A 23,621-nucleotide genomic window follows, 5' to 3' on the forward strand; every position below is an offset into this window, starting at 1 on the left:
CCTCGCCGGAGCCTCGCGCCCACCCCACCAACTCCGCGCTATACCTATACAATCACTCCCCCATAGGGCGGTCATGAGCATTTGAGTCATCTGCGCGGCCGGGATCGAGGTGGCGGCTACGGAACAGATGAGGAACGTAAGGGAGCTTGCGACAGTGACGAATCTGTTCCGTAGTCGCCAGACCGCCGCAGACATGGCCGCTACTGCTTGTCGACGATCAGCACATGCGTGGGCTCAAGGCCCGGAGCCACCTCAGCTTCCTTGACTCGCGCGTGGCGCCCACCGTACTGCGCAATCACTTTGCGCGCCTTCTCGATTTCGGCACCGGCGAAGCGTCCCTTCAGCGCAATGAGCTCGCCATGCGGCGCCACGAGCGGCAATGTCCATCCGGTCAGCTTCGTCATCGGCGCGACCGCCCGGCAGGTCACCACGGTGAACGGATGCCGTATCGCCTGCGCCACCTCGGGAGTCACCGTGTTCTTGGCATGGCCGCGTCCCGAGGATTTCCCGCGTGCCTGCTCGAGTGCGGCGATCGCCTCCTCGGAGCGCGCGCGAACAATCTGCACATTCTCCAGACCCATCGTCTCCACACATTCGGAGAGCCACTCGCACCGGCGTTCCATCGGCTCGATCAGCGTGAACGTGTGGTCGGGCAGCATGGCGGCCGCGACCAGACCGGGGAATCCGCCACCGCTGCCAATATCGGCGACCGAACGGAATTGCTTGCCGCTCGTGGCCTGGCGAATGAACGGCACCACGGCGGCGGAATTGAGCAGATGGCGCTCCCACAGAATGTCGACGTCACGCGGGCCGATCAGTCCGCGCGGCTCCCCCTCGGATTTCAGTTTCTCGTAGAACGCCCGCACCTTCGGCAATGCGTCGCCGAATATGGTCTCGAGAATCCCGGACTGCTCAATCTGCTCGTCGCTCATCATCTCACTCATACCCCCATCCTAACCACCCTGCCAAACCCCAAGGCGTGCCGATCAGCCGGTTATGGGAAGAAAATATGGAACCGCAGATTTTCTTCCAATCTACAGACCTCTCGCGGGAAGAAAATATTGAATTTCAGATTTTCTTCTGATGCAGCCCATGGTTCACGGGAAGAATATATGCGCCGCGAATTATTTTTCCCATTTGGCAGCAGGTACCGGCGAATCACCGCGGTGCGCGATGGGGCCGGCCGGGAAAGATGAGGAACGTAAGGGAGCTTGCGACAGTGACGAATCCTTCCCGGCCGGCCCCATCGCGCACCGCACTGCCGGTAGCCCTCGACGTTGCTCCACTACTTGCACACTCCGGCCCCACCGCACCGCACTGCCACTCATGTGGCCTGTATGCAAAACCGACGCCACACCACTGGAGTGCGACGCCGGTTTCATCGAGACGAACAGGCGGCTCAGTCGTCGACGAGGAACTCGTCTTCCTCGACTGCCTCACCGTCGGCCTCGGCACGCTTCAGATACACCGTGACATAGCGGTGCGGCTCCTCGCCATGCGAGCGGGAACGCAGGCCCTCGTCACGCACGACATCGTGGATGATCTTGCGTTCGAACGAGTTCATTGGCTTGAGATCGACGGGCTCGCCGGTTTCGCGCACCTCGTCCACGGCATCCAGGGCCATGTCGCGCAGGGTCTGCCGCTTGCGCTTGAGGAAGCCGTCGACGTCCACGATCAGGTGCGAACGTTCGCCGGTCGCCTGCTGCACAGCAAGGCGGGTGAGCTGCTGCAGCGCATCGACCACCTCGCCGTTCTTGCCGATCAGATGCTTGATGTCGGTGTCGTCGTCGGCCACAATCTGGACCATCGGGCGGCCGTTGCGCACGCCCATCTCGATGTCGCCCTCGTAATCCGCGATGTCGAGCAGCCCCTCGAGGTAATCCGCGGCGATGTCCGCCTCCTCGTTGAGCTGGTCAAGCGTCTTGTCGTCAGTCTGCACCATGTTGGCACTCCTTACTCATACTGACTCGATTATATCGTTGGTCTTGCAGGTGGGTGCGGCCGACGACACCGAGTATGTCGCCGACCGCCTTGCCGATATAGCTCACCGGTCCAGGCGACCGGTCACTTCTTCCTGCCGCGGTTCTTGCGCTTCGGCTGTTCGCGCTGGAACCCTTGGGTCACGCGGGATTCGGCTTCCTGCTTGGCCTTGATGAGCTCCTCCTCCTCGAGGGACGGCCGGCCTTCCTTCTCACGCTTCTTGTTCTCATTGTCGTGGTCGCGAATCTCCTTCGCCTCGGCGGCTGGGCTGCCCGGCGTGGGAAATTCGTGCACCTGCCACATGGTGCGCAGCAGGTTGCAGATGTTGTTCGCGAGCCAGTAGATGAGCACGGCGAAAGGCATGGCCACGCCGGAGAAGATGTACATGATCGGGAAGACCCACAGCATGGCCTTCTGCATCATCTGGCTCTGGCGGTTCACGGAGGCCGGCGCCGTGTTGCGGCGCATCGAATAGAACTGCATGTACCACAGGCAGGCGCACATCAACGCGACGAAGATGCCGATCACGACCTTGCCGGTCGTGGTGGCGGTGGTGAACGAATCGGTGATCTTCACACCGAAATACGTGGATTGCGAGAACGACTCCGCGGTGGCGACGTCGAAGGCGCCGAGCGGACTGCGCTTGCCGCGTGCGATGTACGGGATGGCGGAGAGCACGTAGAACATGCACATGAACACCGGGCCCTGCAACAGCATCGGCAGGCAGGAACCGGCCGGGTTCGCGTTGTTGTCCTTATACAGCTTCATCATCTCGCGCTGCATGGCTTCCTTCGAAGCCGGGTCGTTCTTGCCCTTGTACTTGTTCTGGATCTTCATCATCTTGGGCTGCATCGCCTGCATGGCGCGCATGCCCTTCATGCTCTTGTAGTAGAGCGGGAACACGCAGGCCTGCACCACGATCACCAGGAAGATGATCGCCAGTGCCCATGAGATGCCGTGCTCAGGCATGCCAATGAACGTGAACAGCTTGTGGAAGACCCACATCACCCACGTCATGAGCCATTCTATTGGCGTGAGGATCTTGTAGACGAATCCCCAGATGCCAGCGTCAAGAAGAAAGTTTTCGGAATTCATTTAGGCTGCCTGCTCCTTCCCGTGTGATGGCAGCGGGGTAAGTCTCGGCTCCTCATGTGCCTTCGACCACGAACATCTGTAGAACAGCGAGAAACGTTGGGGAACATCGTCAATATCGCAACGCTTCCAGGGCCTGCAGCGCAATAGTCTCAATGCGGCGAGCATGCCACCGCGAATGGCGCCGAACCGTTCGATCGCCTCAAGGGCATAGTTGGAACAGCTGGGGTAATAATGGCAAGAGGGCGGTGTATTCGCCGAAATCCGCCGTTGATACCAACGGATGCAACGAATCATCACTCGCCCTGCATACCCTGTCACGATTGCTCCGATTTGCGCATCACTGCGCGAAACAGCGCCTGAATCTGCGCTTCAAGAGACTGGAAGGAGGCATGCGCCGCCCCCGGCTTCGCACGCAGCACAATATCGCAGTCTGCGGGAAGCTCATGCTCATAGCGATGCGCCAATACTCGGAATCGACGTTTCACCGTATTGCGAACCACCGCGTTCCCCACCGATTTGGAGACGGCCAAACCCAAACGCCTCGCCGGTGCCGCACCGGTCGGGGTCGACGGCGTGCGCACCACGTAATGCAGCACAATATCCGCGTCACTGACCCGACGGCGGCGTTTGAGTACGGCGACAAATTCGCGATGGTTTTTCAGCCGCTCCACTTCGCGTGCGAATCAGGCGGAGAGGGACTTGCGGCCCTTGGCGCGACGGCGGTTGATCAGCGCGCGGCCTGCGCGGGTGCGCATGCGAACGCGGAAGCCGCTCTTCATGTGACGGCGGCGGTTATTCGGCTGGAATGTCCTCTTCATACAAACTCCCGGTTAATTTAGGCCATGCTCGTGCACGGCTCCTCATGAGTCAAGCTCTACCAATTTACAAGCACCCCTACCCGTGGGCGTGATTCATGCACATTTCCACAATTGCCGTGGTGCATAGGCTCGCGAAAATGTACACCGTGCGCTGTGGGCAGATTCGCCGCATTACCCACAAACCCGTTGAAATATGGGGACAATTCGCGCAACCTATCCACATCGGAACCTGTTGCGGGAGCAAAAACCCAGTGTTTTCAACACGCAAGCCTGTGGATAACTTCTGCTCGATGGAGTAAGAATAGTATGTTATCTATATCTGACTCCAAGAATGGGTGAAGTGCTCGATGAACGCAGAGAATCTCGACCCCGCCACGCAGGCGCAGACCATTTGGTCCGACACGCTTGCGTTGATCAAGCAGAACTCCAGACTCACCGCGCGCGAACAGGGCTGGCTCGCCGGGGTCACTGCCGAGGCGGTGGTCGGCACCACGATCATTCTCGATGTGGAGAACGCGCAGACATTGCAGGTATTGCAGACCGAACTCAACGAGCCGATCATAGGCGCGCTGGAGATCGCGAACGGGGGCTCCCCCATGTTCCCCGCCTTCAAGGTGATGCCGCCCGCACAGCCTGAGCCGCAGACCACGGCGTCGCCGGAGGATTCCGGTTCGCGTGCCGCTGATGCGCAAGGTGCCGCCAAGGAGTCAGTGCAACCGGACGAAGATTCCCGCACCCCTCGGCATTCCGCGGAGCAGACCGGCGACTCTCGCCCAGCGGCGGCGCAGGAACGCGAGGATTCCGCTGTGCACATGGCACGACCCGACGAGCAGACCGCGGAATCCCACCGCGAGCCGGAGCACGAGCCGGCGCAGCAACCCGTGACCTCGCATTACGACGAGGCGATTGTGCAGACCTTCGAAGACATCGACCCGGTCGCCGGCTTCGGGCCAAGCGTGGCCGGCACCACCGCGCCACAATACCCGCCGCAAAGCGAGATGCAGGGTTCGTTCACGCCGGGGGTCACAGGCAACTACCGCGATCCGGTGACTCATCTCAACAGCAACGACACCTTCGACACCTTCATCCAAGGCGATTCCAACCGATTCGCCCGCACGGTGGCGCTGGCAGTGGCGGAGGGCTCGGGCCGCGACTACAACCCGTTGTGTATCTACGGCGGGTCTGGCTTGGGCAAGACCCATCTACTGCACGCCATAGGCAACTACGCCGTGCAGAACCAGAAGCCCCGCCCGCGCGTGCTCTATGTGACGAGCGAGGAGTTCACGAACGACTTCATCGAGTCGATCCGCACCTCCGGCCAGGACAACGAAGACCCGGCCATGGAGAAGTTCTACCGCAAGTACCGCGAAGTGGATGTGCTGCTCATCGACGACATCCAGTTCCTCGGCGGCAAACGCGGCATTCTCGAGCAGTTCTTCCACACGTTCAACAGCCTCTACCAGGCGAACAAGCGCATCGTCATCGCCTCCGACGTGCCGCCGCACAATCTGGAGGATTTCGAGGACCGCCTCATCTCCCGCTTCGAGCAGGGCATCACCGTGGACGTCAAGCCGCCGAATCTGGAGACGCGCATCGCGATTCTGCGCATGCTCGCCGAGCAGAACCACATTCGCGTGCCGAACGACGTGCTCAATCTCATCGCCGAACGCTTCGCCAACAACGTGCGAGAACTCGAGGGCGCACTCAAGAGGGTCATCGCGATGGCCTCTCTCAACCACCAGCCCGTCACGCGTGCGCTCACCGAACGCACACTGCAGGATTTCTTCACCACCGACGTGGAGGTGAAGCCCACCGACATCATCGCGCGCGTCGCCAAATACTTCCATCTCACCTTCGACGACATCGTGGGGCCGGGCCGCCCGCGCAGCGTCACGCTCGCACGGCAGATTGCCATGTACCTGACGCGCGACATGACGAGCATGAGCCTCATGAACATCGGGCAGATCTTCGGCGGCCGCGACCACACCACCGTCATGCATGCGTGCAAGCATATCGCCGACAAGATGCAGGAGAAACAGGAGATCTACAACTATGTGAACGAGCTCACGGTGGAGCTCAAGCAGCACCTCAACGACTGACGCGTCCGGGCGGTCTGGCCCGCATGGCTGGGGACGCGTGAGTATAGCAGCACGGAACGTGGTCGGGAAACCGGCCACGTTTTTTGCTGTGCGCATGGCGGCGGCACGAGTCCCGGCGGCGCGGCACAATGAACCTTTGTATGTGAAAAGGGCGGAAAATCAACGCACACGGCTTGGTGAGGAGTGAAAACAGGTTATTCACATAGTTATCCACATTTGTGGGCGAAGCCTGTGGAAAGCATGTGTGAAACGCCGCAGCCCGCTGTGGAAAAGGGCTGAGCGATTGTGGATAACTTTCCGGGCTTGCGACGGCGGTGGATAAACCGCGAAGTTATCCACATGTTGTCCCATGGTTATCCACAGCGCACACATGTGGATAACGCCCGTGTTTACTGCACTTTCCACAGTTATCCACAATATCCACCGGACTTATGATTACTACTAGCTTACGTTTCTTATAAAACTCGTCGTCATCAACATCCGGCGGTGGATTGCACACGCAGATTCCCTTCGACGTGAACGTCGCTAGAATGAAAAGCATTGAGCATAGCTCGTGGAACACGAGCGCCATGCACACCGAGCCTTTATCCAGCAAGGAGAGCCATGAAAGTAGAAGTCAACACCGCTTCGTTCGCAGACGCGGTAGCTTGGACGACGAGTGTGATCGACGCACGCCCTGCCAATCCGATTCTCGCCGGTGTCAAACTTGAGGCGGCAGATGGCACGATGCAGCTTTCCGCATTCACCTACGAAATCTCCGCGCGCGACCACATCGAAGCGGGTGTTGACGAATCCGGCACCGTCGTGGTGCTCGGCAAGCTGCTCGCGGACATCAGCAAGGTGCTGCCTGCCGAGAAAACCTATCTTTCGGCCAACGAGACGACAATGACCATCACCTCCGGCCCGGCCACGTTCACGCTGCAGCTCATGCCGGAGAGCGAGTACCCGGATCTGCCGCAGCTGCCTCCGCAGATTGGCCAGGTGGACGCCGAAACCTTCACGCAGACCGTCACCCAGGCCGCTGTCGCCGTGGCCCATGACGAGAACCGCCCGGTGCTGACCGGCGTGCACATGCGCTTCGCCGGCGAAGAGGTGACGCTGAGTTCCACGGACCGCTTCCGTCTGGGCCGTGCCAGCTTCCGCTGGACCCCCGACGAGGCCGATCTTGACACTGCGGCGCTCGTGCGCGGTTCCCACTTGGTGAAGATCGCCCGTTCCGTTGACGAGCGTGCGAACGTGGTCATCTACCTCGACCCCGCTAATCCGAAGCTGATCGGCATCGCGAACGCCGGGCGTATTTCCACCGTGCAGCTCATCGATGGCGAATTCCCCGCCGTCGACCGGTTGTATGCCGATTCCTACCCGATTCAAGCGGTTATTCGCAAGGAAGATCTGCTCGGCGCTGCCAAGCGCGTCTCGCTGGTGGCCGAACGCAACGCCCCGATCCGCATGGTGTTCACCGACCAACAGCTCACACTCACGGCCGGCGGCGCCGATGAGGCCTCGGCGAAGGAGACGCTGCAGATCGACCTCGATGGCGAAGACATCACGGTGGCATTCAACCCGTCCTATCTGCGCGAAGGACTGAGCGTGATCTCCGAACCGTATATTCGCATGAAGATGACGACCGCCGTGAAGCCGGTGGAATTCAACGGGCAGCAGGATGAGGATGGCGAGGAGTCGATGAGCTATCGATACCTGCTCGTGCCGATGCGTTTCAACGTCTGATTCGCAGTGATGCAGCATTGATTTCAAGTTCAGGAAGGAAGTGGCATGATCACCGTATCTCGGCTGGCGCTTGACCACTTCCGTTCCTGGACGAATTGCGTGCTGGATTTCAAACCGGGTGTCAACATTCTGGAAGGCCCGAATGGACTCGGCAAAACGAACATCGTCGAGGCGCTCGAGGTGCTGTCCACCGGCTCCAGCCATCGCGCCTCAACGTCTCAGCCACTCGTCGAGCAAGGGTTCCCCGCAGCCGCCATTCGCGCGAATATAGAAGAACTATCGGAAGATTTCGAAAACAACACCGAGACAATAGATGACCGGACGACCACCTTCGAGCTGACGATTCGGGTGCGGGGAGCCAACCGTGCCCGCGTGGACGGCGGTCCGAGCCTGTATATGCGAGACATTGTGGGGCGCGTGCCCCTCGTCGCATTCACTCCCGACGACCAGCGTCTGGTGTGGGGCGACCCTGCCGTGCGCCGTTCGTTCATCGATCAGGCCGCCAGCGTGCTGGTTCGCGGCTATACCGACCTGTTGCAACGCTTCACGCATATCGCCAAGCAACGCGCGGCGCTACTCAAGCAAATCGGTGCGCAGGAGGGCGTCTCGGTGTCCGAGGAGGCGCGCCAGATGCGCATGAACGGCTTGGAGGTGTGGACCGCACAGTTCATTGAAACCGGTCTGGAACTCACCCGACAGCGCATGGCAGTCATCGGCATGCTCAACGAATATTTCGGAACAATCGTACAGGAATTAAGTGATGTCGATCAAACGGCGACGCTCGTGTATGAGCCGTCGTTCGACGAGCTATACCTCACCCAAGGGGCCGAGGCAGGGGAGCAAGGCGGTCCCGAGCGGGTGAAGGCGGCGATCAGCGAGCATTTCCAGCGCATCTACACGGGGGAGGTGGCGCGTGGGGTGAATCTGATCGGACCCCAGCGTGACGACGTCTCGATTGAGCTCAACGGCATGCCGGCACGCGAATACTCGTCGAACGGAGAAAGCTGGACGCTGGCGCTGGCCTTGAAAATGGCCCTCTACCGTCTTCTGGAACGCAAGGCGGGGGAACGGCCCATCGTGGTGCTCGACGATGTGTTCGCGCAGCTGGACCCGTCACGTCGTGCGAAAATCATGGAATTCGCGTTGAGGCAGGACCAGGTGATCATCACCGTTGCGGCGGCCGGCGACGTGCCGGAACTGCCTGGCGACGCCCATGCCCATGTGATCGATGTGGCGGCATTGAAGCTGCAGGGGAGTGGCGGCGAAGGCACCGCTTTCATGCCGGAGCCACTGCCGGCCGACGACCCCTTCGCCGGTCAGCTGGCCGCCGTGCAAGCCTCCCGGCGAACCGCTGGCATGCATGCAGGCAGTGATGGCAAACATAAGGTCGAACAATCTGCAGACCAATCGGCAGAACAGGTTTCGGGTGAGCGTGAAATTGGTCTGACGAAACATGAAAGTGCACACGCATGAGCGAGCCACCCATAGCAGTGACGTTGAAGCTCGATGAGAGGGCATTGCCGGCCGAGGAGTTCGAACATGTCTCGGCACGCGCCGGACTCATTGCGGAACGGCGCGTGAAGCGCGAGGAGGCGCTCGAGAACTTCGGCAAACCGGGGCGCGACGAGGTGGCGTTCGGCTCGTTGTTCGCGGGGATCGCCAAACGGGCCGGCTGGGTGCCCCATATGAAACTGGCCCAATTGCGTCACGATTGGGCGTCGATCGTGGGCGATGTGATCGCACGCAACACCTGGGTGGGCGCCATCGACAACGGTGTGCTCACCATCCACGCGAAGTCGCCGTCGTGGACCACGCAGCTCACGTTCATGCTGCCCGAGCTGCGCGAGAAGGTGCTCGAGCGCCTCAATGGCCTCGACATCCGCGACATTCGCGTCACAGGCCCGCAGGCGCATGGGCCCGCCACGCGTCGCAAGCAATATGTGCGGCAGAACATGCACTACCGTCCACAGTGATCCAACTCGGACCGCTTGTGCGGCGAAAAACCAGGAAATCCGCTACAAGCGCGCTAAGAACACGAGTCCCCCCATGCGAGTAGAATCCTTAGTAGTGTAGTTGAACGCCCACAAGGGCGTTTTATTCGTGTTACAGGGCATATCGCCTGTGTGAGAACCCTTCGTAGCGCATTCACAGAAAGGAATCTCTGTGGCAGATCAACCAACCGATTCCGCAGCGGAGTCGCTTGAGTCGGCGAGCAACGATCCGATCGATCAGAACCTTGAAGCCAACGGCACGGACCAGAACGACGAACAGTTGGACGACACCCTGTCTCCCGAGCATTACGACGCGAGCGACCTGCGCGTGCTCGAAGGGCTTGAGGCCGTGCGCATTCGCCCTGGCATGTACATCGGTTCCACCGGTCCGCGAGGCCTGCACCACCTGGTCTATGAGATCGTCGACAACTCGGTTGACGAGGCGCTGGCCGGGTATGCCACGCACATCGAGGTGACGATCCTGCCCGACAACGGCATTCGCGTGGTCGACGACGGCCGGGGCATTCCGGTCGACGAAGTGCCCGGCGAAGGCAAGTCCGGCGTCGAGACCGTCATGACGAAGCTGCACGCCGGCGGCAAGTTCGGCGGCGGCGGTTATGCGGTGTCCGGCGGTCTGCACGGCGTGGGCATCTCGGTGGTGAACGCGCTCTCCACGCGCGTGGACGTCGAAGTGCGCCGACAGGGCTACTACTGGACGCAGACGTACATCGACCAGCATCCCACCGGCCCGCTCGAGCGCGGACGTGCGATGCGCGACGACGAGTCCACCGGCACGTCGGTCACGTTCTGGGCAGACCCGAAGATCTTCGAGACGACAATCTACGATTTCGAGACCCTGCGCAGCAGATTCCAGCAGATGGCGTTCCTGAACAAGGGACTCAAGATCACGCTCACCGACATGCGCCAGGTCGACGAGGCGCGCGACGAAGTGGCCGGCGACGGCGACAACACGGTGGAGGAGCTGCACCAGACCGTCACGTACCAATACAAGAACGGCATCAAGGACTACGTGGCGTTCCTGGTGAAGTCGCGTGGTTCCGCGCCGATCGAGCCGGATGTGATCGACATCGAGTCCGAGGACCTCACCATAGGTGTTTCCGCGGAGATCGCCATGCAGTGGACGTCGGCATATTCGGAATCCGTGCACACCTTCGCGAACACGATCGCCACCACCGAGGGCGGCACCCATGAGGAGGGCTTCCGCGCGGCGCTCACGAGCATGATCAACCGGTATGCCCGCGACAAGAACATCCTCAAAGACAAAGACGACAATCTCTCCGGTGACGATGTGCGTGAAGGCCTGACCGCGGTGATCTCGGTGAAGCTGACGAACCCGCAGTTCGAAGGCCAGACGAAGACGAAGCTCGGCAACTCCGAGGCGAAGACCTTCGTACAGCGCGTGATGAACGAGAAACTCGGCGACTGGCTCGACGCCCATCCGAACGAGGCGAAGAACATCATCCAGAAGGCGCTCGAGGCATCGCGCGCCCGCTTGGCCGCGAAGAAGGCACGCGAGAACACCCGCCGCAAGTCGATCTTCGAGTCCGCCGGCATGCCCGACAAGCTCAAGGACTGCCAGTCGAACGACCCGAGCGAGTGCGAGCTGTTCATTGTCGAGGGCGACTCGGCAGGCGGCTCGGCCATTCAGGGTCGCAACCCGCTGACGCAGGCGATTCTGCCGCTGCGAGGCAAGATTCTCAACACCGAGCGCGCCAGCCTCGACCGCATGCTGAAGTCCGACACGATCGAGTCGCTGATCACGGCGATCGGCGGCGGATACGGCGAGGACTTCGACCTCGACAAGGTGCGGTACCACAAGGTGATCATCATGGCCGATGCAGACGTCGACGGCGCCCATATCGCCACGCTCAACCTCACGCTGTTCTTCCGCTACATGCGCCCCATGATCACGGCCGGCTACGTGTATGTGGCCATGCCGCCGCTCTACCGTCTCAAGTGGACGAAGGGCCCGCACGACTTCGTGTACACGGACGCCGAACGCGACCGCGTGCTTGCCGAAGGCAAGGCGAACGGACGCCAGCTGCCGAAGGGCGAGGGCATTCAGCGCTACAAGGGTCTGGGCGAGATGAGCTACCAGGAGCTGTGGGAGACCACCATGGATCCGGACCACCGCATTCTGAAGCAGGTGCATATCGAAGATGCCCTGCAGGCCGACGAAACGTTCTCCATGCTCATGGGCGACGAGGTGGAGCCCCGCCGTCTGTTCATCCAGCGCAACGCACACAACGCCCGCTGGATCGACGCCTGATATGGGCCGCCCACGGCGACGGGCCGTGGCGTGTGTAGACGTAGCAACAGCAAGGTAAAGGATTTCAAGTGGCAGACGAACCAACCAACAACGGCCTCGACAACGGCCCTGTCAACGACTCCGGCGACGAACAGCATCTGCCGGACGGCTCCCTGGAGCCGCTCAGCCCGCAGGAGGCCGACAACACCGACTACGGCCTCATGGTGGGCCAGCGCGTGCAGCCGATCGATTTGCAGGACGAGATGCGGCAGTCGTACCTCTCCTACGCCCTCTCCGTCATTGTGGAGCGAGCATTGCCCGACGTCCGCGATGGCATGAAGCCGGTGCACCGCCGTGTGGTCTATGCGATGTACGACGGCGGCTACCGCCCGGACCGCGGCTACAACAAGTGCTCGCGCGTCGTGGGCGACGTGATGGGCAAGTACCACCCGCACGGCGACTCCGCCATCTACGACACCTTGGTGCGTATGGCCCAGTCGTGGTCGATGCGCTACCTGCTCGTCGACGGCCAGGGCAACTTCGGCTCCCCGGGCGACGACCCGGCGGCCGCCATGCGTTACACCGAATGCCGTATGGCGCCGCTCGCCATGGAAATGGTGCGCGACATCGATAAAGATACCGTGGACTTCGTGCCGAACTACGACGGCAAGACGCAGGAGCCCACCGTGCTGCCCGCCCGCTTCCCGAATCTGCTCGTCAACGGCTCCTCGGGCATCGCCGTGGGCATGGCCACGAATATCCCTCCGCACAACATGCGCGAGGTGGCAGATGGCGTGCATTGGGCGCTCGACCACCCCGAGGCCAGCCGCGAGGAGCTGCTCGACGCCCTGATCGAACGCATCAAGGGCCCGGACTTCCCTACAGGCGCGACGATTCTCGGCCACAAGGGCATCGAACAGGCTTACCGCACCGGCCGTGGCCTCATCACGATGCGTGCGGTGGTCAACACCGAGGAGATCAAGGGCCGTATGTGCCTGGTCGTCACCGAGCTGCCGTACCAGGTGAACCCGGACCGCCTCGTCGCCTCGATTCGCGAGGCCGTGCGCGACGGCAAGATCACCGGCATCGCCGACATGCGCGACGAGACCTCGGGCCGCACCGGCCAGCGCCTCGTGCTCGTACTCAAGCGCGACGCCGTGCCGAAGGTGGTGCTCAACAACCTGTACAAGCACTCCCAGCTCCAGCAGACCTTCGGTGCGAACATGCTCGCGCTCGTCGACGGCGTGCCGCGCACGCTGAGCCTCGACGCATTCATTCGCCACTGGGTCTCCCACCAGCTCGACGTGATCGCCCGCCGCACCGCATACCTCAAGCGAGAGGCCGAGGAACGCGATCACATTCTGCAGGGCTATCTCAAGGCCCTCGACATGATCGACGAGGTGATCCACCTCATCCGCTCCTCGCAGACCGTGGAGATTGCCCGCACCGGGCTCATGGATCTGCTGGGCGTGGACGATGTGCAGGCCGACGCAATCCTCGCCATGCAGCTGCGCCGCCTCGCCGCACTCGAACGCCAGAAGATCCTCGACGAGCACGATGAGCTCATGCGCCGGATCGCTGACTATGCCGACATTCTCGCCAAGCCCGAACGCCAGCGCAAGATCGTCGGCGACGAACTCGACGAGATCGTGGCCCGCTACGGCGACGACCGCCGCACGAAGATCCTGCCATTCTCCGGCGAAATGAACGTGGAAGACCTCATTGCCGAGGAGAACGTGGTGGTCACGGTGACCCACGCCGGCTTCATCAAGCGCACGAAGGCCGACGAATACCGCGCCCAGCACCGCGGCGGCAAGGGCATCAAGGGCGCCAAGCTGCGCGACGACGACGTGGTGGACCACTTCTTCCTCACCAGCACGCACAACTGGCTGCTGTTCTTCACGAACAAGGGCCGCGTCTACCGTTGCAAGGCCTACGAGCTTCCCGAAGGCTCCCGTGACTCCAAGGGGCAGCATGTGGCGAATCTGCTGCAGTTCACGCCCGACGAGTCGATCCAGACCGTGCTGTCGATCCCGGACTACGAGGTGGCCGATTACCTTGTGCTCGCCACGCGCTCGGGCAAGGTGAAGAAGACGCGCCTTTCCGAATACGATTCGCCGCGTCAGGGCGGTCTGATCGCCGTGCGGCTGATGCAGGACGAATCCGGCGAGACCGCCGACGAGCTCATCGGCGCCGCGTTGTGCAATGCGACCGACGACATCATTCTCGTGTCGAAGCTCGGCATGAGCCTGAAGTTCCGCGCTGACGACGAGCAGCTGCGACCGATGGGCCGCCAGACCGCCGGCGTGCAGGGCATGAAGTTCCGCGCGGGCGACGAACTGCTTGCGATGGATGTGATCTGGGGCGAGACCGACAAGGACCTGCTCGTCGTCACGAACCAGGGCTTCGCCAAGCGCACCGCGATCAGCGAATACCGCCTGCAGGGCCGCAACGGCTTCGGCGTCAAGGCCGTGCAGCTCACCGACGAACGCGGCACGCTCGTCGGCGCGGTCGTCGTGAGCGAGGAAGACCAGATCATGGCAATCATGAAATCCGGCAAGGTGATCCGCTCGAATGTGAGCGAGGTCAAACTCACCGGCCGCACCACGCAGGGCGTCACGCTCGCGAAGCCGGATGCCGGCGACGAGATCATCTCGATTGCACGCAATGCCGAGACCGAAGATGAGGCGGACGGCGACACCGTCGTCACCGAATCCTCGGCCGAGGCCACCGCAACACAACCCGCACAGGGCGAGCCGGTGTTCGAGGTGAAGTCCGAAAACGGCATGCCGATGATCGAAGAGGAATCCGCGGCCATCGACAAGACCAAGGAAGAGAGCCGAGAAGAGTGAGCGTCGCACGGGATCTGCCGGACATACCGCGGTATTCGGCAGATCCCGCCCATATGCGTGGCTTCCGGTGCAAGGTCTTGAAACATTGATACTCTCGAACCGTATATTCTTTTCAAGGAGCGATTATGAGCAACACCAATCCGCTTGAACCCGGCCAACAGCCTCGTGCGGCCGCATCGTCTGCCGCTGACAACGCTCCGCGAGTGGCACGCTCGGCCTCGAACACGCCACTGATCGCCGACAGGGATCGCCCTGAGGAGAACCGACCGGTACGCCCGATCCGCAATCGCAAGAAGCCACACGCCCGCCGCATGAACCTCTCGCTCACCCGTGTGAGCGCATGGTCGGTGGCCAAGGTGAGCTTCATGCTCTCACTCGCCGGTGCCATCATCCAGATCATCGCCGTGCTGTTCCTGTGGCTGCTGCTCAAGGCGGTCGGTGTATTCGACCAGGTGACGCAGATCTTCTCGTCCGCCGGTCTCGACTCGGGCAGCATCAATCTGTCGAACATCCTTTCGTTGCCGACCGTGCTCAGTGCGGTGACGATCTTCTCCATCGTCGAGATGGTGATCATCACCATCCTGTGCACGATCTTCGCGTTGCTCTACAACGTGGTCAGCGCGCTCGTCGGCGGTGTGCACGTCACGCTCGGCGACGACTGATCCCCTTCGTTCCGCTTCGGCCCCTCCTCGGAGGGGCTTTTTCATTGGTCGCGCCTTCGCTGCGCCTGTGATGACCCACATCGCGCTGCCTGCCGCACGCAAATCATTCCTGTGAATGAGTACGACGGGCATGCGGCTGGGCTACACTCAACACTGTGTTTAGGTATCTAGGGTCGTTCAGCCAATCGTTCACGCTGGCACTCATGCTGTGGCCATTCGTGTCGTTGCTGCTCACACTGCCGATTGTGGCGTTCGTCTACCACCGCAACCACCGGCTGAGCTTCACCAGCGCGTTCTCCGCATACGTGGCGGTGCTGTATGCACTCGGCCTCGTGGCCTTCACCATGTACCCGATGCCCGACGACCCCACGCTCTTCTGCGCCACGCACAACCTCGCCCCGCAGCTCGACATTCTGCGGTTCATTCAGGATGCGCAGACCGGCCTGTACGGCGTGCTGCAACTCGTGATGAACGTCGTGCTGTTCATGCCACTCGGCTTCATGCTGTGCCGTTGGGCCGGCTGGAGATTCTGGGTCACCTCCGCCTTCGCACTCGGCTGCTCCATATTCATTGAGACCTCGCAGCTCACTGGAATCTGGGGCATCTACCCGTGCGCGTACCGCCAGTTCGACGTCGACGACATGCTCACGAACACGCTCGGTGCGATGCTCGGGTATGCGTGCGCCCTGCTCTACACGAAACTCGTGCCGAAGAAAGCGAAGCAGCTCACCGGCACGAACACGCGACCGGGATTCGTGCACCGCATGGTCTCCATGTGCATCGACTTCCTGCTCATCGCGCTGGTGTACGTGCCACTGAGCATCCTGTACATCTTCCTGTTCTACCTGGTGTTCAAATCGACCGGAGACGGCCATTACGTCTGGCTGTCGCTCACCGTGGAACCGCGCGTGCTCGACTACATGACGTGGATCACCGCGGCCCTCTCGTTCCTGCTGTTCGAGGTGTGGATTCCCTGGCGTCACCATGGCCAGACGCTCGGTTGCCGCTACACCCACATGACCATCGAGACGCGTGATCGCTCACGGGGCCAGCGCATTGCGTTCTACGCAATCCGCACGCTGTTCTTCGGCGTCATATTCGGCGGTCTCGCCACGAACCACCCGATCTGGGGATGGACGTTGCTTGCGCTGCTCATCTTCTGGCTTGTCAAGAAGTGCATGCCGTGGGATCTCGTGCCGGGGACCGATCCGCAGACGCCGCCCACTTCGCCACAGCCGCAGGTTTCCACGCTGCCGGAACCGAATCTGCAGCGATGAATAATCCGCAGACATGGCATACAGCGAGACGGCCACCGGAACACACGAATCCCGGCAGCCGAATTGCTGCATACGAACGGTTACATGAGCGCGCGCATGCGCAGCACCACCATGAACAGTGCGATCACATGGCACACATAGCCGCCAATGGTACCCAAATGGAAGAGCTCGTGGAACCCGAACCACTTCGGGAACGGATTCGGCTTGCGCAACGCGAAGCATACAGCGCCGGCAATATAGCAGGCTCCGCCGGCGATCACGAGAATGGTGGGCACAGGCCCGATGTACGGGGATTTCCAGAACAGCCAGATGATTGTGATCGGGGCGAGTCCGAGCACAATGTAGACGATGGTGAACAGCCAGTCGAGGCCCACCGGGTAGATCAGATGCACGAACGTGCCAAGCAATGCGGTGACCCAGACCACGCCCACATACACCCAGCAGATCACCGTGTTGTTCAGTGCGAAGAAGAACGGCGTGCAAGTGCCGGCGATCACCAGGAAGATGTTCGAATAGTCGATGCGGCATAGTACGTCGTCGACGGCCTTCGGAAAATACCCGTGGCCGAGGTGGAGCGCCGCGCTGTTGCCGAACAGCAGGATGATCGTCGCGCTGTACACGCTGATCGCCACCTTCATCCAGCCGCTCGGCGCCAGGCAGATGAGGATCACCGAGGTGGCCACGGAGAACGGGAAGGCGATGAGATGCAGCCATCCGCGCAGCTTCGGTTTTTCCAGAAGGATCTGCCTGAGCTGCATCTTGGTGCGGTACTGCTCGTTGCGCTTGCTCTGCGCGCGGAGTTTCTTCGCCGTCACCACTTTGCGTGGTTTCTGAGAACGCGTGACCTGGCCAATATGCCGGTTGTTGCGCTTCATACGGGAATCTTCGAGGTACGAACTGCGCGGGGGCTTGCGCTGACTGGGATTCGCTCTCCTGTTTGCCATATTGCCCAGCATAGGAAGTTTTGTATAAAACGGCCGCCTGAGTTATTCCTACAGGAAATTGCATGCAGCATTCTTGCGTAAAAGGGGACAGATTCCATACCCGATTTGTCTCTTTTTACGCAGGTGAGGGCAGCCATCGCGGAAGGTGGCGTGGGGCTGTGCTGCTTATTTCCTGTGTACAGCTCTCCTTCTGCGTACGGCTCCCTTTCTGCGTAATTTGGGACAGGTTATGCGGTGTATCTGTCTCTTTTTACGCAGGCTCGGGTTTGCGTTGGTTGCACTCTGAACTGCACCCCGATTATGAGATTGCACTCCTCCTTCTCCTCCTTCGCTGCGTAAAAAGGGACAGATTAGTGAGCTAATCTGTCCCTTTTTACGCAGCGAAGACGCCGAGGGCGCCCCTGGGCGCTTAGAAGATGCCCTGCGCGACCATCGCGTTCGCCACTTTGGTGAAGCCCGCGACGTTGGCGCCGAACATGAGGTCGCCGTCGTGTCCGTATTCCTTGGCGGCATCGAGCGATTCGGCGACGATGTTCTTCATGATGCCCTTGAGTTCCTCGTCCACCTTCTCGAAGCTCCAGGAGAGACGGTAGGAGTTCTGGCTCATCTCGAGACCGGAGACCGCCACACCGCCTGCATTCGCTGCCTTGGCCGGGCCATAGAGCACATGGTTCTTCTGGTAGACCTCAATGGCCTGTGGCGTGGACGGCATGTTGGCGCCCTCGCAGACCACCGTGCAGCCGTTGTCGACGAGCTTCTGGGCAGATTCGCCGTCGATCTCGTTCTGCGTTGCACACGGCAGCGCGATGTCGCACGGCACGGTCCACACCTCGCGGCAACCTTCGTGGTATTCCGCGCCGTCGACACGGTCGGCATATTCGCGAATACGGCCGCGCTTGTTCAGCTTGATGTCTTTGACCACATCGAGATCGATGCCGTTCGGGTCATAGACATAGCCGTTCGAATCGGAGCAGGTGACCACCTTGGCGCCGAGCTGCGTGGCCTTCTCAATGGCGAAGATCGCCACATTGCCCGAGCCGGAGACCACCACGGTCTTGCCTTCGAACGAGTCGTCGCGCAGCACGCGCAGCGCCTCCTGCGTGTAGTAGCACAGGCCGTAACCGGTGGCCTCGGTGCGAGCGAGCGAGCCGCCGAATTCGAGTCCCTTGCCGGTGAGCACGCCGGCGAACTCGTTGCGCAGGCGCTTATACTGGCCGAACAGATAGCCCACCTCGCGTGCGCCGACGTTAATGTCGCCCGCCGGAACATCGGTAAACTGGCCGATGTGGCGCTGCAATTCGGTCATGAATGCCTGGCAGAAGCGCATGACCTCGGCGTCGGAGCGGCCCTTCGGATCGAAGTCCGAGCCACCCTTGCCGCCGCCCATGGGCAGGCCGGTGAGGGAGTTCTTGAGAATCTGCTCGAAACCGAGGAACTTGATGACGCTCTCGGTGACGGTGGGGTGGAAGCGCAGACCGCCCTTGTACGGGCCGATCGCCGAATTGAACTGCACACGGTAGCCGCGGTTGACCTGCACGTCACCGTTGTCGTCCGCCCAGGCCACGCGGAACTTCACGAGGCGCTCGGGCTCCACGAAACGCTGCAGCACGCCGGCCGCCTCGTACTCCGGGTGCTTGGCGAACACCGGCTCAATGCTTTCGAAGACCTCCTGCACGGCCTGCAGAAACTCGGACTGGTCCGGATCACGCGCTTCGACCTGCGCATACACGCGCTTCACATACTCATCTGTGAGCATTATTCCTCTTTCGTGTTGGCGAATAAACCTCCCTCATTGTAAGGAGCGCGTCCATATATGTGAAGAGTGTTTTTCAATTATTGGATATCGGCAGGCGCGCGCTGTGCCGGTCTCAGATACGCGGCGCGCGCTCGCTGCTTTGAATGGTGCGGTGTGCGAAGGCGTACACAATCCATGCGACTGGCATCGTGAGCAACAACGCGGGGTAGAACCAGATGATTGGCAATCCGCCGTACAGGAAGCCGCCGATGAGCGGGCCGAGGAACATGCCCAGATCGATGCCCGCATAGTATGTCGTGTTCGCCATGCCGCTGCGTGCCTTGCCGGCGATGAGCACGGCGCGCGCCTGCGTGACCGAGCTCATCATGCCGTATGCGCCCACCGTGGCGAGTCCGGCGAGCATGACGAACCAGTTGTTGCGCATCACGGTGAGCGAGGCGAGCATGACAATCTGGCAGATTGTTCCGGTGACCATGAAGAACAGGAAACTCTTCGTGTCAAACCAGTTGCGCAACACGATGCGCGAGATGAGCAACGTGATGGCATAGCACGGGAAGAACAGCGAGACGATCACATGGGCGTGCCGTGCGTTGGCGTAATCCACGATGAACGACTGGTTCGCGAAATACGGTATCGCGAACAGCATGAAGATCAGTGCGATGGGAATCACGCGCGGCTCGAACAGCGAGTCGAGGCGAATATGGTGACGCTCGCCGCCTTGCTGCCGGCCGAGTCTCGCACGCGGTGGCTTGCCGCCGTCTTTGATGAGCAGTACGCAGATGACTATGCAGCAGGTGAGACCCACGGCGATCAGAAAGGTGTTGCGGTAGCCGATTGCTTTCGACGCGCGGATGCCCAGATCGGGGCCGACCGCCTGCGCGAGGGCGTTCATCGTGCCGTAGAGCCCCATCCCCGCGCCCATGCGCGAGATGGGCAGCAGCATGGAGAGCCATGTGGACAGGCATACCGAGATGCAGGCGAATCCGACGCCGTTGAGTATGCGCGCGGCCAGCAGCCATGCGGTGTTCGGCACGAAGTAATACCCCAGATTCGACGCCAGGAATATGAGCGCGCCGATCACCGCGAGCTTGCGTTTGCTCGTGCGGTCGGAAAGATTGCCGGCAATCGGTCGGCAGATGAGCGCGCTGAGCGAGAGTGCGCCGGCGAGGAAGCCCATGAGTGCGCCGCTTGCACCGAGCGATTGCGAGAAGCCGGCGATGATTGGCGTGCCCATCATGCTGCTTGTCATATAGAAGAACGTGGCCGCCATGATGAGTGCCACATCGCGGGTGATGAGCCGCTCCCTGGCTTTGCCGGCCGCGCGCTCGCCGGCGCTCGTGGTGTAGCCGCTGGGATTGGATTGCCGCTGCGTGCTGTCGGTGGCACTGTCGGTGGCGCTGCTTGTCTTGCGGTGTGTGTTGTTGCCGGCTGTCATGATCACCTCTGTTTCGGTTTCAGTCTAGTTGTGGCGTGGGTGCCGCGGTGTGCGGCGCGCGCAAGGCGAACGGCTCCGATCACAAGCTTGTGATCCAGATGAACGCCAACGGAGTCACCTTCGAGGCCTATCCGTCGCTCAAGGGCAAGGATGCGCAGGTGAGACAAGCCGGGCGTGTGGAACGTGGCTAGCTGGGACAAGGACAGTGCCGGTAAGCTGCCTAATCAGAAGCTGCTCTCGAAAGTCGGCTCCTTCGCCATCTATGTGAACGACAACGACAACGAGCTGCAGAACAACGCCGGCCGTCCGCGTACCGGCGACCTCGTGTTCGATTCGATCAAGCTCGTCGGCGAACGCGATCCGTATGTGCCGGAGGAGAAGTCTTCCGAGCCGTCCAACGCCAAGCTGATCACGATCGACGACTTCGAATCGTATGCCGATGAGGCTGCGATGAAGGAGGCTTGGGGCAACCGTGAACACACGGATGTGCTCTCGCTGACAACCGAGGATGACGACAACAAGTACCTGCAGTACTCGAACCCGCACGGTGGCTGGCTCGATGTCGCGACGTTCATCCAGAACGACACGGCCCGCAACAACTGGACCGGTTTGGGTAAGCTGACGTTCCGTCTGAAGCACGATGGTTCGAACAATGCGATGGACCTGCAGATCGGCACCGCCGACGGCAAGTACTTCCATGTCGACCAGAAGCTGGCTTCGGAGGATGGCGCCGATTGGAAGACGGTCGAGATCGATCTTGTGAACAATCCGTCGCTGACGCAGAGCTGGCCGGAGGATGAGAACAAAGGCAAGACGATGACCGCCGATGACCTTGCACTCTTCAAGGAGGTTGTGATTGCAGGCAACACTTGGAACAAAGATTCCCCGGCTGTGAACTTCGCCGTCGATGACCTGAAGGTCGTTCCTTCCGGCGACGCCTCCGACTCGAAGCCGGAGACCAAGCCTGAGGAACCGTCTGAGCCTACCGAACCGACCGAGCCGGAGGAGACCCCCGACTATTCGGCCGATATGGCAGCTGGCGATCCGGCCACCTGCCCGATCGACTTCACTCAGCAGGACACTGAGGATCCGTCTGATCCGTCTGATCCGGACCAGCCCACCGACACCGACAAGCCTGCTGGAACTGACAAGCCTGCGGATGCGAACAAGCCGGCGGCAGGTGACAATGCTCAGTCTGGTGACAATGCTCAGTCTGGTGACAATGCCCAGCAGTCGAACGCCAAGGCAGACGAAAACAAGTCGGTGGTGAACACCGGCTCCTCGATTGCCGTGGTCGCAGCCATCGCCGTGGCCCTTGTGCTTGCGGGTGCCGCGACGCTCGTCTGGGCTCGGCAGCGCCATCAGCAGTAGTCTCCAATGACATCTAACTGAATAACGGCATATAGCCATATCAGGTCGGCGTGCATGCATATGCGCGTGCGCCGACCTGTCGTATCTGGTCACCTGTAGGAAAAAGTGCGGCGTGAATATCGCGAGAGTGAAATTCGCCAAGCTTTTTCCCGTGTCCACATATTATGGCAACTGAACATATTCCCGTTGGGTCCCGTGAGCTGCTAGGCCTCGGAGCCAGTGGTACCGTCTGAACAAGGAGAGAGATATGATCGACGGGTTCAAGAAATTCATTGCACGCGGCAATATGGTCGACATGGCAGTCGGCGTCGTCATGGGCGCAGCGGTCACTGCAGTGGTGAACTCTGTGGTGGATGGCATCATCAACCCACTCGTTGCAGCCATCTTCGGCAAGCCGGATTTGAGCAAGACCTGGAATTGGACCATCACCAACTGGGCGGGGGAGAACTCGGTGATCTCGTTCGGCTCCGTGCTCAACGCGCTCCTCAACTTCCTGCTCATCGCACTCGCTGTGTACTTCTGCATCGTCGTGCCGATCAACAATCTGCGTGACATGACGGAGAAGGCCATGGCCAAGGTCAAGGGCGACGATTCCGACGTGGCCGCCGAGGAACCGGATCTCTCGCCGGAGGAACAGACCGTGATCCTGCTGCAGGACATCCGCAATGCGCTCGCCGCCCAGCAGCCCGCCGGTGCTCATGCTGCACCGGTTGCCACGGATACCACTGCCGCACCGGAATCCAAGTGATGCGCGTATGGGCATGGGCATCGCAGTGATCTGACATTCCGATATCCATTCTGACATCGCTGAAAGGCGCTCGGTTGTACCGGGCGCCTTTTGTGTTGCAGCGTCTGTGGTCATTTGCTCGGATGCTTCCGTGGGATGGGCCGTGGTGGGGGCGGTTTGCAGTCTGTTTTGCGGATGGTCCCGTGAGATAGACCGTGATGATAGTGGTTTGCGGCTTGTTTTTCGGAATCTTCCGTGAAACGGGCCACAGTGGCGATGATCTGCGGACTGTTATGCGGAAGCTTCCGTAAAATCTGCCGTGGCGAAGACAACCTGCGCATTCCATCCGGCGCGAGCTCCCCGCTGTTCGAATGCGACATCGAACGCCGCACCACGCCCCGTCTGTTCCGCGATGTGCGCGTGCGTTACAAGACCGTCTTTTTCTTGATTATGGTCGGTTTGTTATGCGGGGATGCGGTAATCGACCATACTGCGGAGAACTATGGTCGTTTGCTGACGCAGATGTATGGTAATCGACCATACTTGCCGTGATTATGGTCGTTCTGTTGTATGTATGTGCAGTAACCGACCATAGTCTGCAAAATATCGTTCTTTGC

Annotated in this window: 20 protein-coding genes and 1 pseudogene; 12 read left to right on the forward strand and 9 right to left on the reverse strand. The window is 60.9% G+C overall.

Annotated elements, in window-relative coordinates; genetic code table 11:
• Positions 1-200: 200 nt before the first annotated feature.
• The 6 genes from rsmG to rpmH form a co-directional block, all read right to left on the reverse strand.
• Positions 201-944: a 16S rRNA (guanine(527)-N(7))-methyltransferase RsmG gene (gene rsmG / locus OGI63_RS13955; protein WP_012754432.1), complete on the reverse strand. Its 744-nt coding sequence runs from the start codon at positions 942-944 to the stop codon at positions 201-203.
• Positions 945-1,399: 455 nt separating this feature from the next.
• Entirely contained in the window at positions 1,400-1,942 is a 543-nt protein-coding gene (locus OGI63_RS13960) for a protein jag (protein ID WP_004219008.1), read from the reverse strand.
• Between the two features lie 122 nt (positions 1,943-2,064).
• Positions 2,065-3,075, reverse strand: coding sequence for a membrane protein insertase YidC (gene yidC / locus OGI63_RS13965; protein ID WP_004219010.1), 1,011 nt, complete (start codon positions 3,073-3,075; stop codon positions 2,065-2,067).
• A complete protein-coding gene (yidD, locus tag OGI63_RS13970; RefSeq protein ID WP_004219011.1) occupies positions 3,076-3,369 on the reverse strand; it encodes a membrane protein insertion efficiency factor YidD in 294 nt (97 codons plus the stop codon).
• Between the two features lie 20 nt (positions 3,370-3,389).
• Complete coding sequence (gene rnpA, locus OGI63_RS13975; RefSeq protein WP_004268877.1) at positions 3,390-3,746, reverse strand: ribonuclease P protein component; 357 nt, start codon at positions 3,744-3,746, stop codon at positions 3,390-3,392.
• A 12-nt stretch (positions 3,747-3,758) separates the two neighbouring features.
• On the reverse strand, positions 3,759-3,893 hold the full coding sequence (gene rpmH, locus OGI63_RS13980; RefSeq protein ID WP_004219015.1) for a 50S ribosomal protein L34: 135 nt from the start codon (positions 3,891-3,893) through the stop codon (positions 3,759-3,761).
• 347 nt (positions 3,894-4,240) lie between these two features.
• On the opposite strand from rpmH, the gene dnaA reads away from it, so the two are divergent.
• From dnaA to OGI63_RS14020, 8 genes are all read left to right on the forward strand, one after another.
• Positions 4,241-5,992: a chromosomal replication initiator protein DnaA gene (gene dnaA / locus OGI63_RS13985; protein ID WP_004219016.1), complete on the forward strand. Its 1,752-nt coding sequence runs from the start codon at positions 4,241-4,243 to the stop codon at positions 5,990-5,992.
• A 603-nt stretch (positions 5,993-6,595) separates the two neighbouring features.
• On the forward strand, positions 6,596-7,720 hold the full coding sequence (dnaN, locus tag OGI63_RS13990; RefSeq protein ID WP_004219018.1) for a DNA polymerase III subunit beta: 1,125 nt from the start codon (positions 6,596-6,598) through the stop codon (positions 7,718-7,720).
• 45 nt (positions 7,721-7,765) lie between these two features.
• A complete protein-coding gene (recF, locus tag OGI63_RS13995) occupies positions 7,766-9,193 on the forward strand; it encodes a DNA replication/repair protein RecF (protein ID WP_004219019.1) in 1,428 nt (475 codons plus the stop codon).
• Complete coding sequence (locus OGI63_RS14000; RefSeq protein WP_004219021.1) at positions 9,190-9,693, forward strand: DciA family protein; 504 nt, start codon at positions 9,190-9,192, stop codon at positions 9,691-9,693. The genes recF and OGI63_RS14000 overlap by 4 nt, the downstream gene beginning before the upstream one ends.
• A 250-nt stretch (positions 9,694-9,943) precedes the next feature.
• Positions 9,944-12,001 (forward strand): DNA topoisomerase (ATP-hydrolyzing) subunit B, encoded by a 2,058-nt coding sequence (gyrB, locus tag OGI63_RS14005; protein ID WP_371308663.1) that lies wholly within the window; start codon positions 9,944-9,946, stop codon positions 11,999-12,001.
• A 68-nt stretch (positions 12,002-12,069) separates the two neighbouring features.
• Complete coding sequence (gyrA, locus tag OGI63_RS14010; protein ID WP_004219027.1) at positions 12,070-14,832, forward strand: DNA gyrase subunit A; 2,763 nt, start codon at positions 12,070-12,072, stop codon at positions 14,830-14,832.
• Positions 14,833-14,957: 125 nt separating this feature from the next.
• A complete protein-coding gene (locus tag OGI63_RS14015; protein WP_004219028.1) occupies positions 14,958-15,494 on the forward strand; it encodes a DUF3566 domain-containing protein in 537 nt (178 codons plus the stop codon).
• A 203-nt stretch (positions 15,495-15,697) separates the two neighbouring features.
• Positions 15,698-16,771 (forward strand): VanZ family protein, encoded by a 1,074-nt coding sequence (locus tag OGI63_RS14020; protein ID WP_004219031.1) that lies wholly within the window; start codon positions 15,698-15,700, stop codon positions 16,769-16,771.
• 80 nt (positions 16,772-16,851) lie between these two features.
• On the opposite strand, the gene trhA is transcribed toward OGI63_RS14020, so the two are convergent.
• From trhA to OGI63_RS14035, 3 genes are all read right to left on the reverse strand, one after another.
• Positions 16,852-17,646: a PAQR family membrane homeostasis protein TrhA gene (gene trhA, locus OGI63_RS14025; protein WP_004219032.1), complete on the reverse strand. Its 795-nt coding sequence runs from the start codon at positions 17,644-17,646 to the stop codon at positions 16,852-16,854.
• Positions 17,647-18,124: 478 nt separating this feature from the next.
• Positions 18,125-19,471: an NADP-specific glutamate dehydrogenase gene (gene gdhA, locus OGI63_RS14030; RefSeq protein ID WP_004219034.1), complete on the reverse strand. Its 1,347-nt coding sequence runs from the start codon at positions 19,469-19,471 to the stop codon at positions 18,125-18,127.
• A 112-nt stretch (positions 19,472-19,583) separates the two neighbouring features.
• Entirely contained in the window at positions 19,584-20,906 is a 1,323-nt protein-coding gene (locus OGI63_RS14035; protein WP_004219035.1) for an MFS transporter, read from the reverse strand.
• 35 nt (positions 20,907-20,941) lie between these two features.
• On the opposite strand from OGI63_RS14035, the gene OGI63_RS14040 reads away from it, so the two are divergent.
• The 4 genes and pseudogenes from OGI63_RS14040 to OGI63_RS14055 form a co-directional block, all read left to right on the forward strand.
• Complete coding sequence (locus OGI63_RS14040) at positions 20,942-21,097, forward strand: hypothetical protein (protein WP_004219036.1); 156 nt, start codon at positions 20,942-20,944, stop codon at positions 21,095-21,097.
• Entirely contained in the window at positions 21,090-22,277 is a 1,188-nt protein-coding gene (locus OGI63_RS14045) for a carbohydrate binding domain-containing protein (RefSeq protein WP_004219037.1), read from the forward strand. The genes OGI63_RS14040 and OGI63_RS14045 overlap by 8 nt, the downstream gene beginning before the upstream one ends.
• A 247-nt stretch (positions 22,278-22,524) precedes the next feature.
• Positions 22,525-23,025 carry a large conductance mechanosensitive channel protein MscL gene (gene mscL / locus OGI63_RS14050; protein ID WP_004219038.1) on the forward strand — a complete coding sequence of 167 codons (501 nt, stop codon included), beginning with the start codon at positions 22,525-22,527 and terminating at the stop codon, positions 23,023-23,025.
• Positions 23,026-23,328: 303 nt separating this feature from the next.
• Positions 23,329-23,556 (forward strand): annotated as a pseudogene (locus OGI63_RS14055) (hypothetical protein); the annotation flags it as partial.
• Positions 23,557-23,621 lie beyond the last annotated feature (65 nt).

Source organism: Bifidobacterium sp. KRGSERBCFTRI (genome assembly GCF_025908335.1).

What these genes read in the sequence shown, in the direction of transcription:
- rsmG (WP_012754432.1), bottom strand. Translation starts at nt 944, where the DNA reads ATGAGTGAGATGATGAGCGACGAGCAGATTGAGCAGTCCGGGATTCTC.
- OGI63_RS13960 (WP_004219008.1), bottom strand. Translation starts at nt 1,942, where the DNA reads ATGGTGCAGACTGACGACAAGACGCTTGACCAGCTCAACGAGGAGGCG.
- yidC (WP_004219010.1), bottom strand. Translation starts at nt 3,075, where the DNA reads ATGAATTCCGAAAACTTTCTTCTTGACGCTGGCATCTGGGGATTCGTC.
- yidD (WP_004219011.1), bottom strand. Translation starts at nt 3,369, where the DNA reads ATGATTCGTTGCATCCGTTGGTATCAACGGCGGATTTCGGCGAATACA.
- rpmH (WP_004219015.1), bottom strand. Translation starts at nt 3,893, where the DNA reads ATGAAGAGGACATTCCAGCCGAATAACCGCCGCCGTCACATGAAGAGC.
- dnaA (WP_004219016.1), top strand. Translation starts at nt 4,241, where the DNA reads ATGAACGCAGAGAATCTCGACCCCGCCACGCAGGCGCAGACCATTTGG.
- dnaN (WP_004219018.1), top strand. Translation starts at nt 6,596, where the DNA reads ATGAAAGTAGAAGTCAACACCGCTTCGTTCGCAGACGCGGTAGCTTGG.
- recF (WP_004219019.1), top strand. Translation starts at nt 7,766, where the DNA reads ATGATCACCGTATCTCGGCTGGCGCTTGACCACTTCCGTTCCTGGACG.
- OGI63_RS14000 (WP_004219021.1), top strand. Translation starts at nt 9,190, where the DNA reads ATGAGCGAGCCACCCATAGCAGTGACGTTGAAGCTCGATGAGAGGGCA.
- OGI63_RS14015 (WP_004219028.1), top strand. Translation starts at nt 14,958, where the DNA reads ATGAGCAACACCAATCCGCTTGAACCCGGCCAACAGCCTCGTGCGGCC.
- OGI63_RS14020 (WP_004219031.1), top strand. Translation starts at nt 15,698, where the DNA reads ATGCTGTGGCCATTCGTGTCGTTGCTGCTCACACTGCCGATTGTGGCG.
- trhA (WP_004219032.1), bottom strand. Translation starts at nt 17,646, where the DNA reads ATGAAGCGCAACAACCGGCATATTGGCCAGGTCACGCGTTCTCAGAAA.
- gdhA (WP_004219034.1), bottom strand. Translation starts at nt 19,471, where the DNA reads ATGCTCACAGATGAGTATGTGAAGCGCGTGTATGCGCAGGTCGAAGCG.
- OGI63_RS14035 (WP_004219035.1), bottom strand. Translation starts at nt 20,906, where the DNA reads ATGACAGCCGGCAACAACACACACCGCAAGACAAGCAGCGCCACCGAC.
- mscL (WP_004219038.1), top strand. Translation starts at nt 22,525, where the DNA reads ATGATCGACGGGTTCAAGAAATTCATTGCACGCGGCAATATGGTCGAC.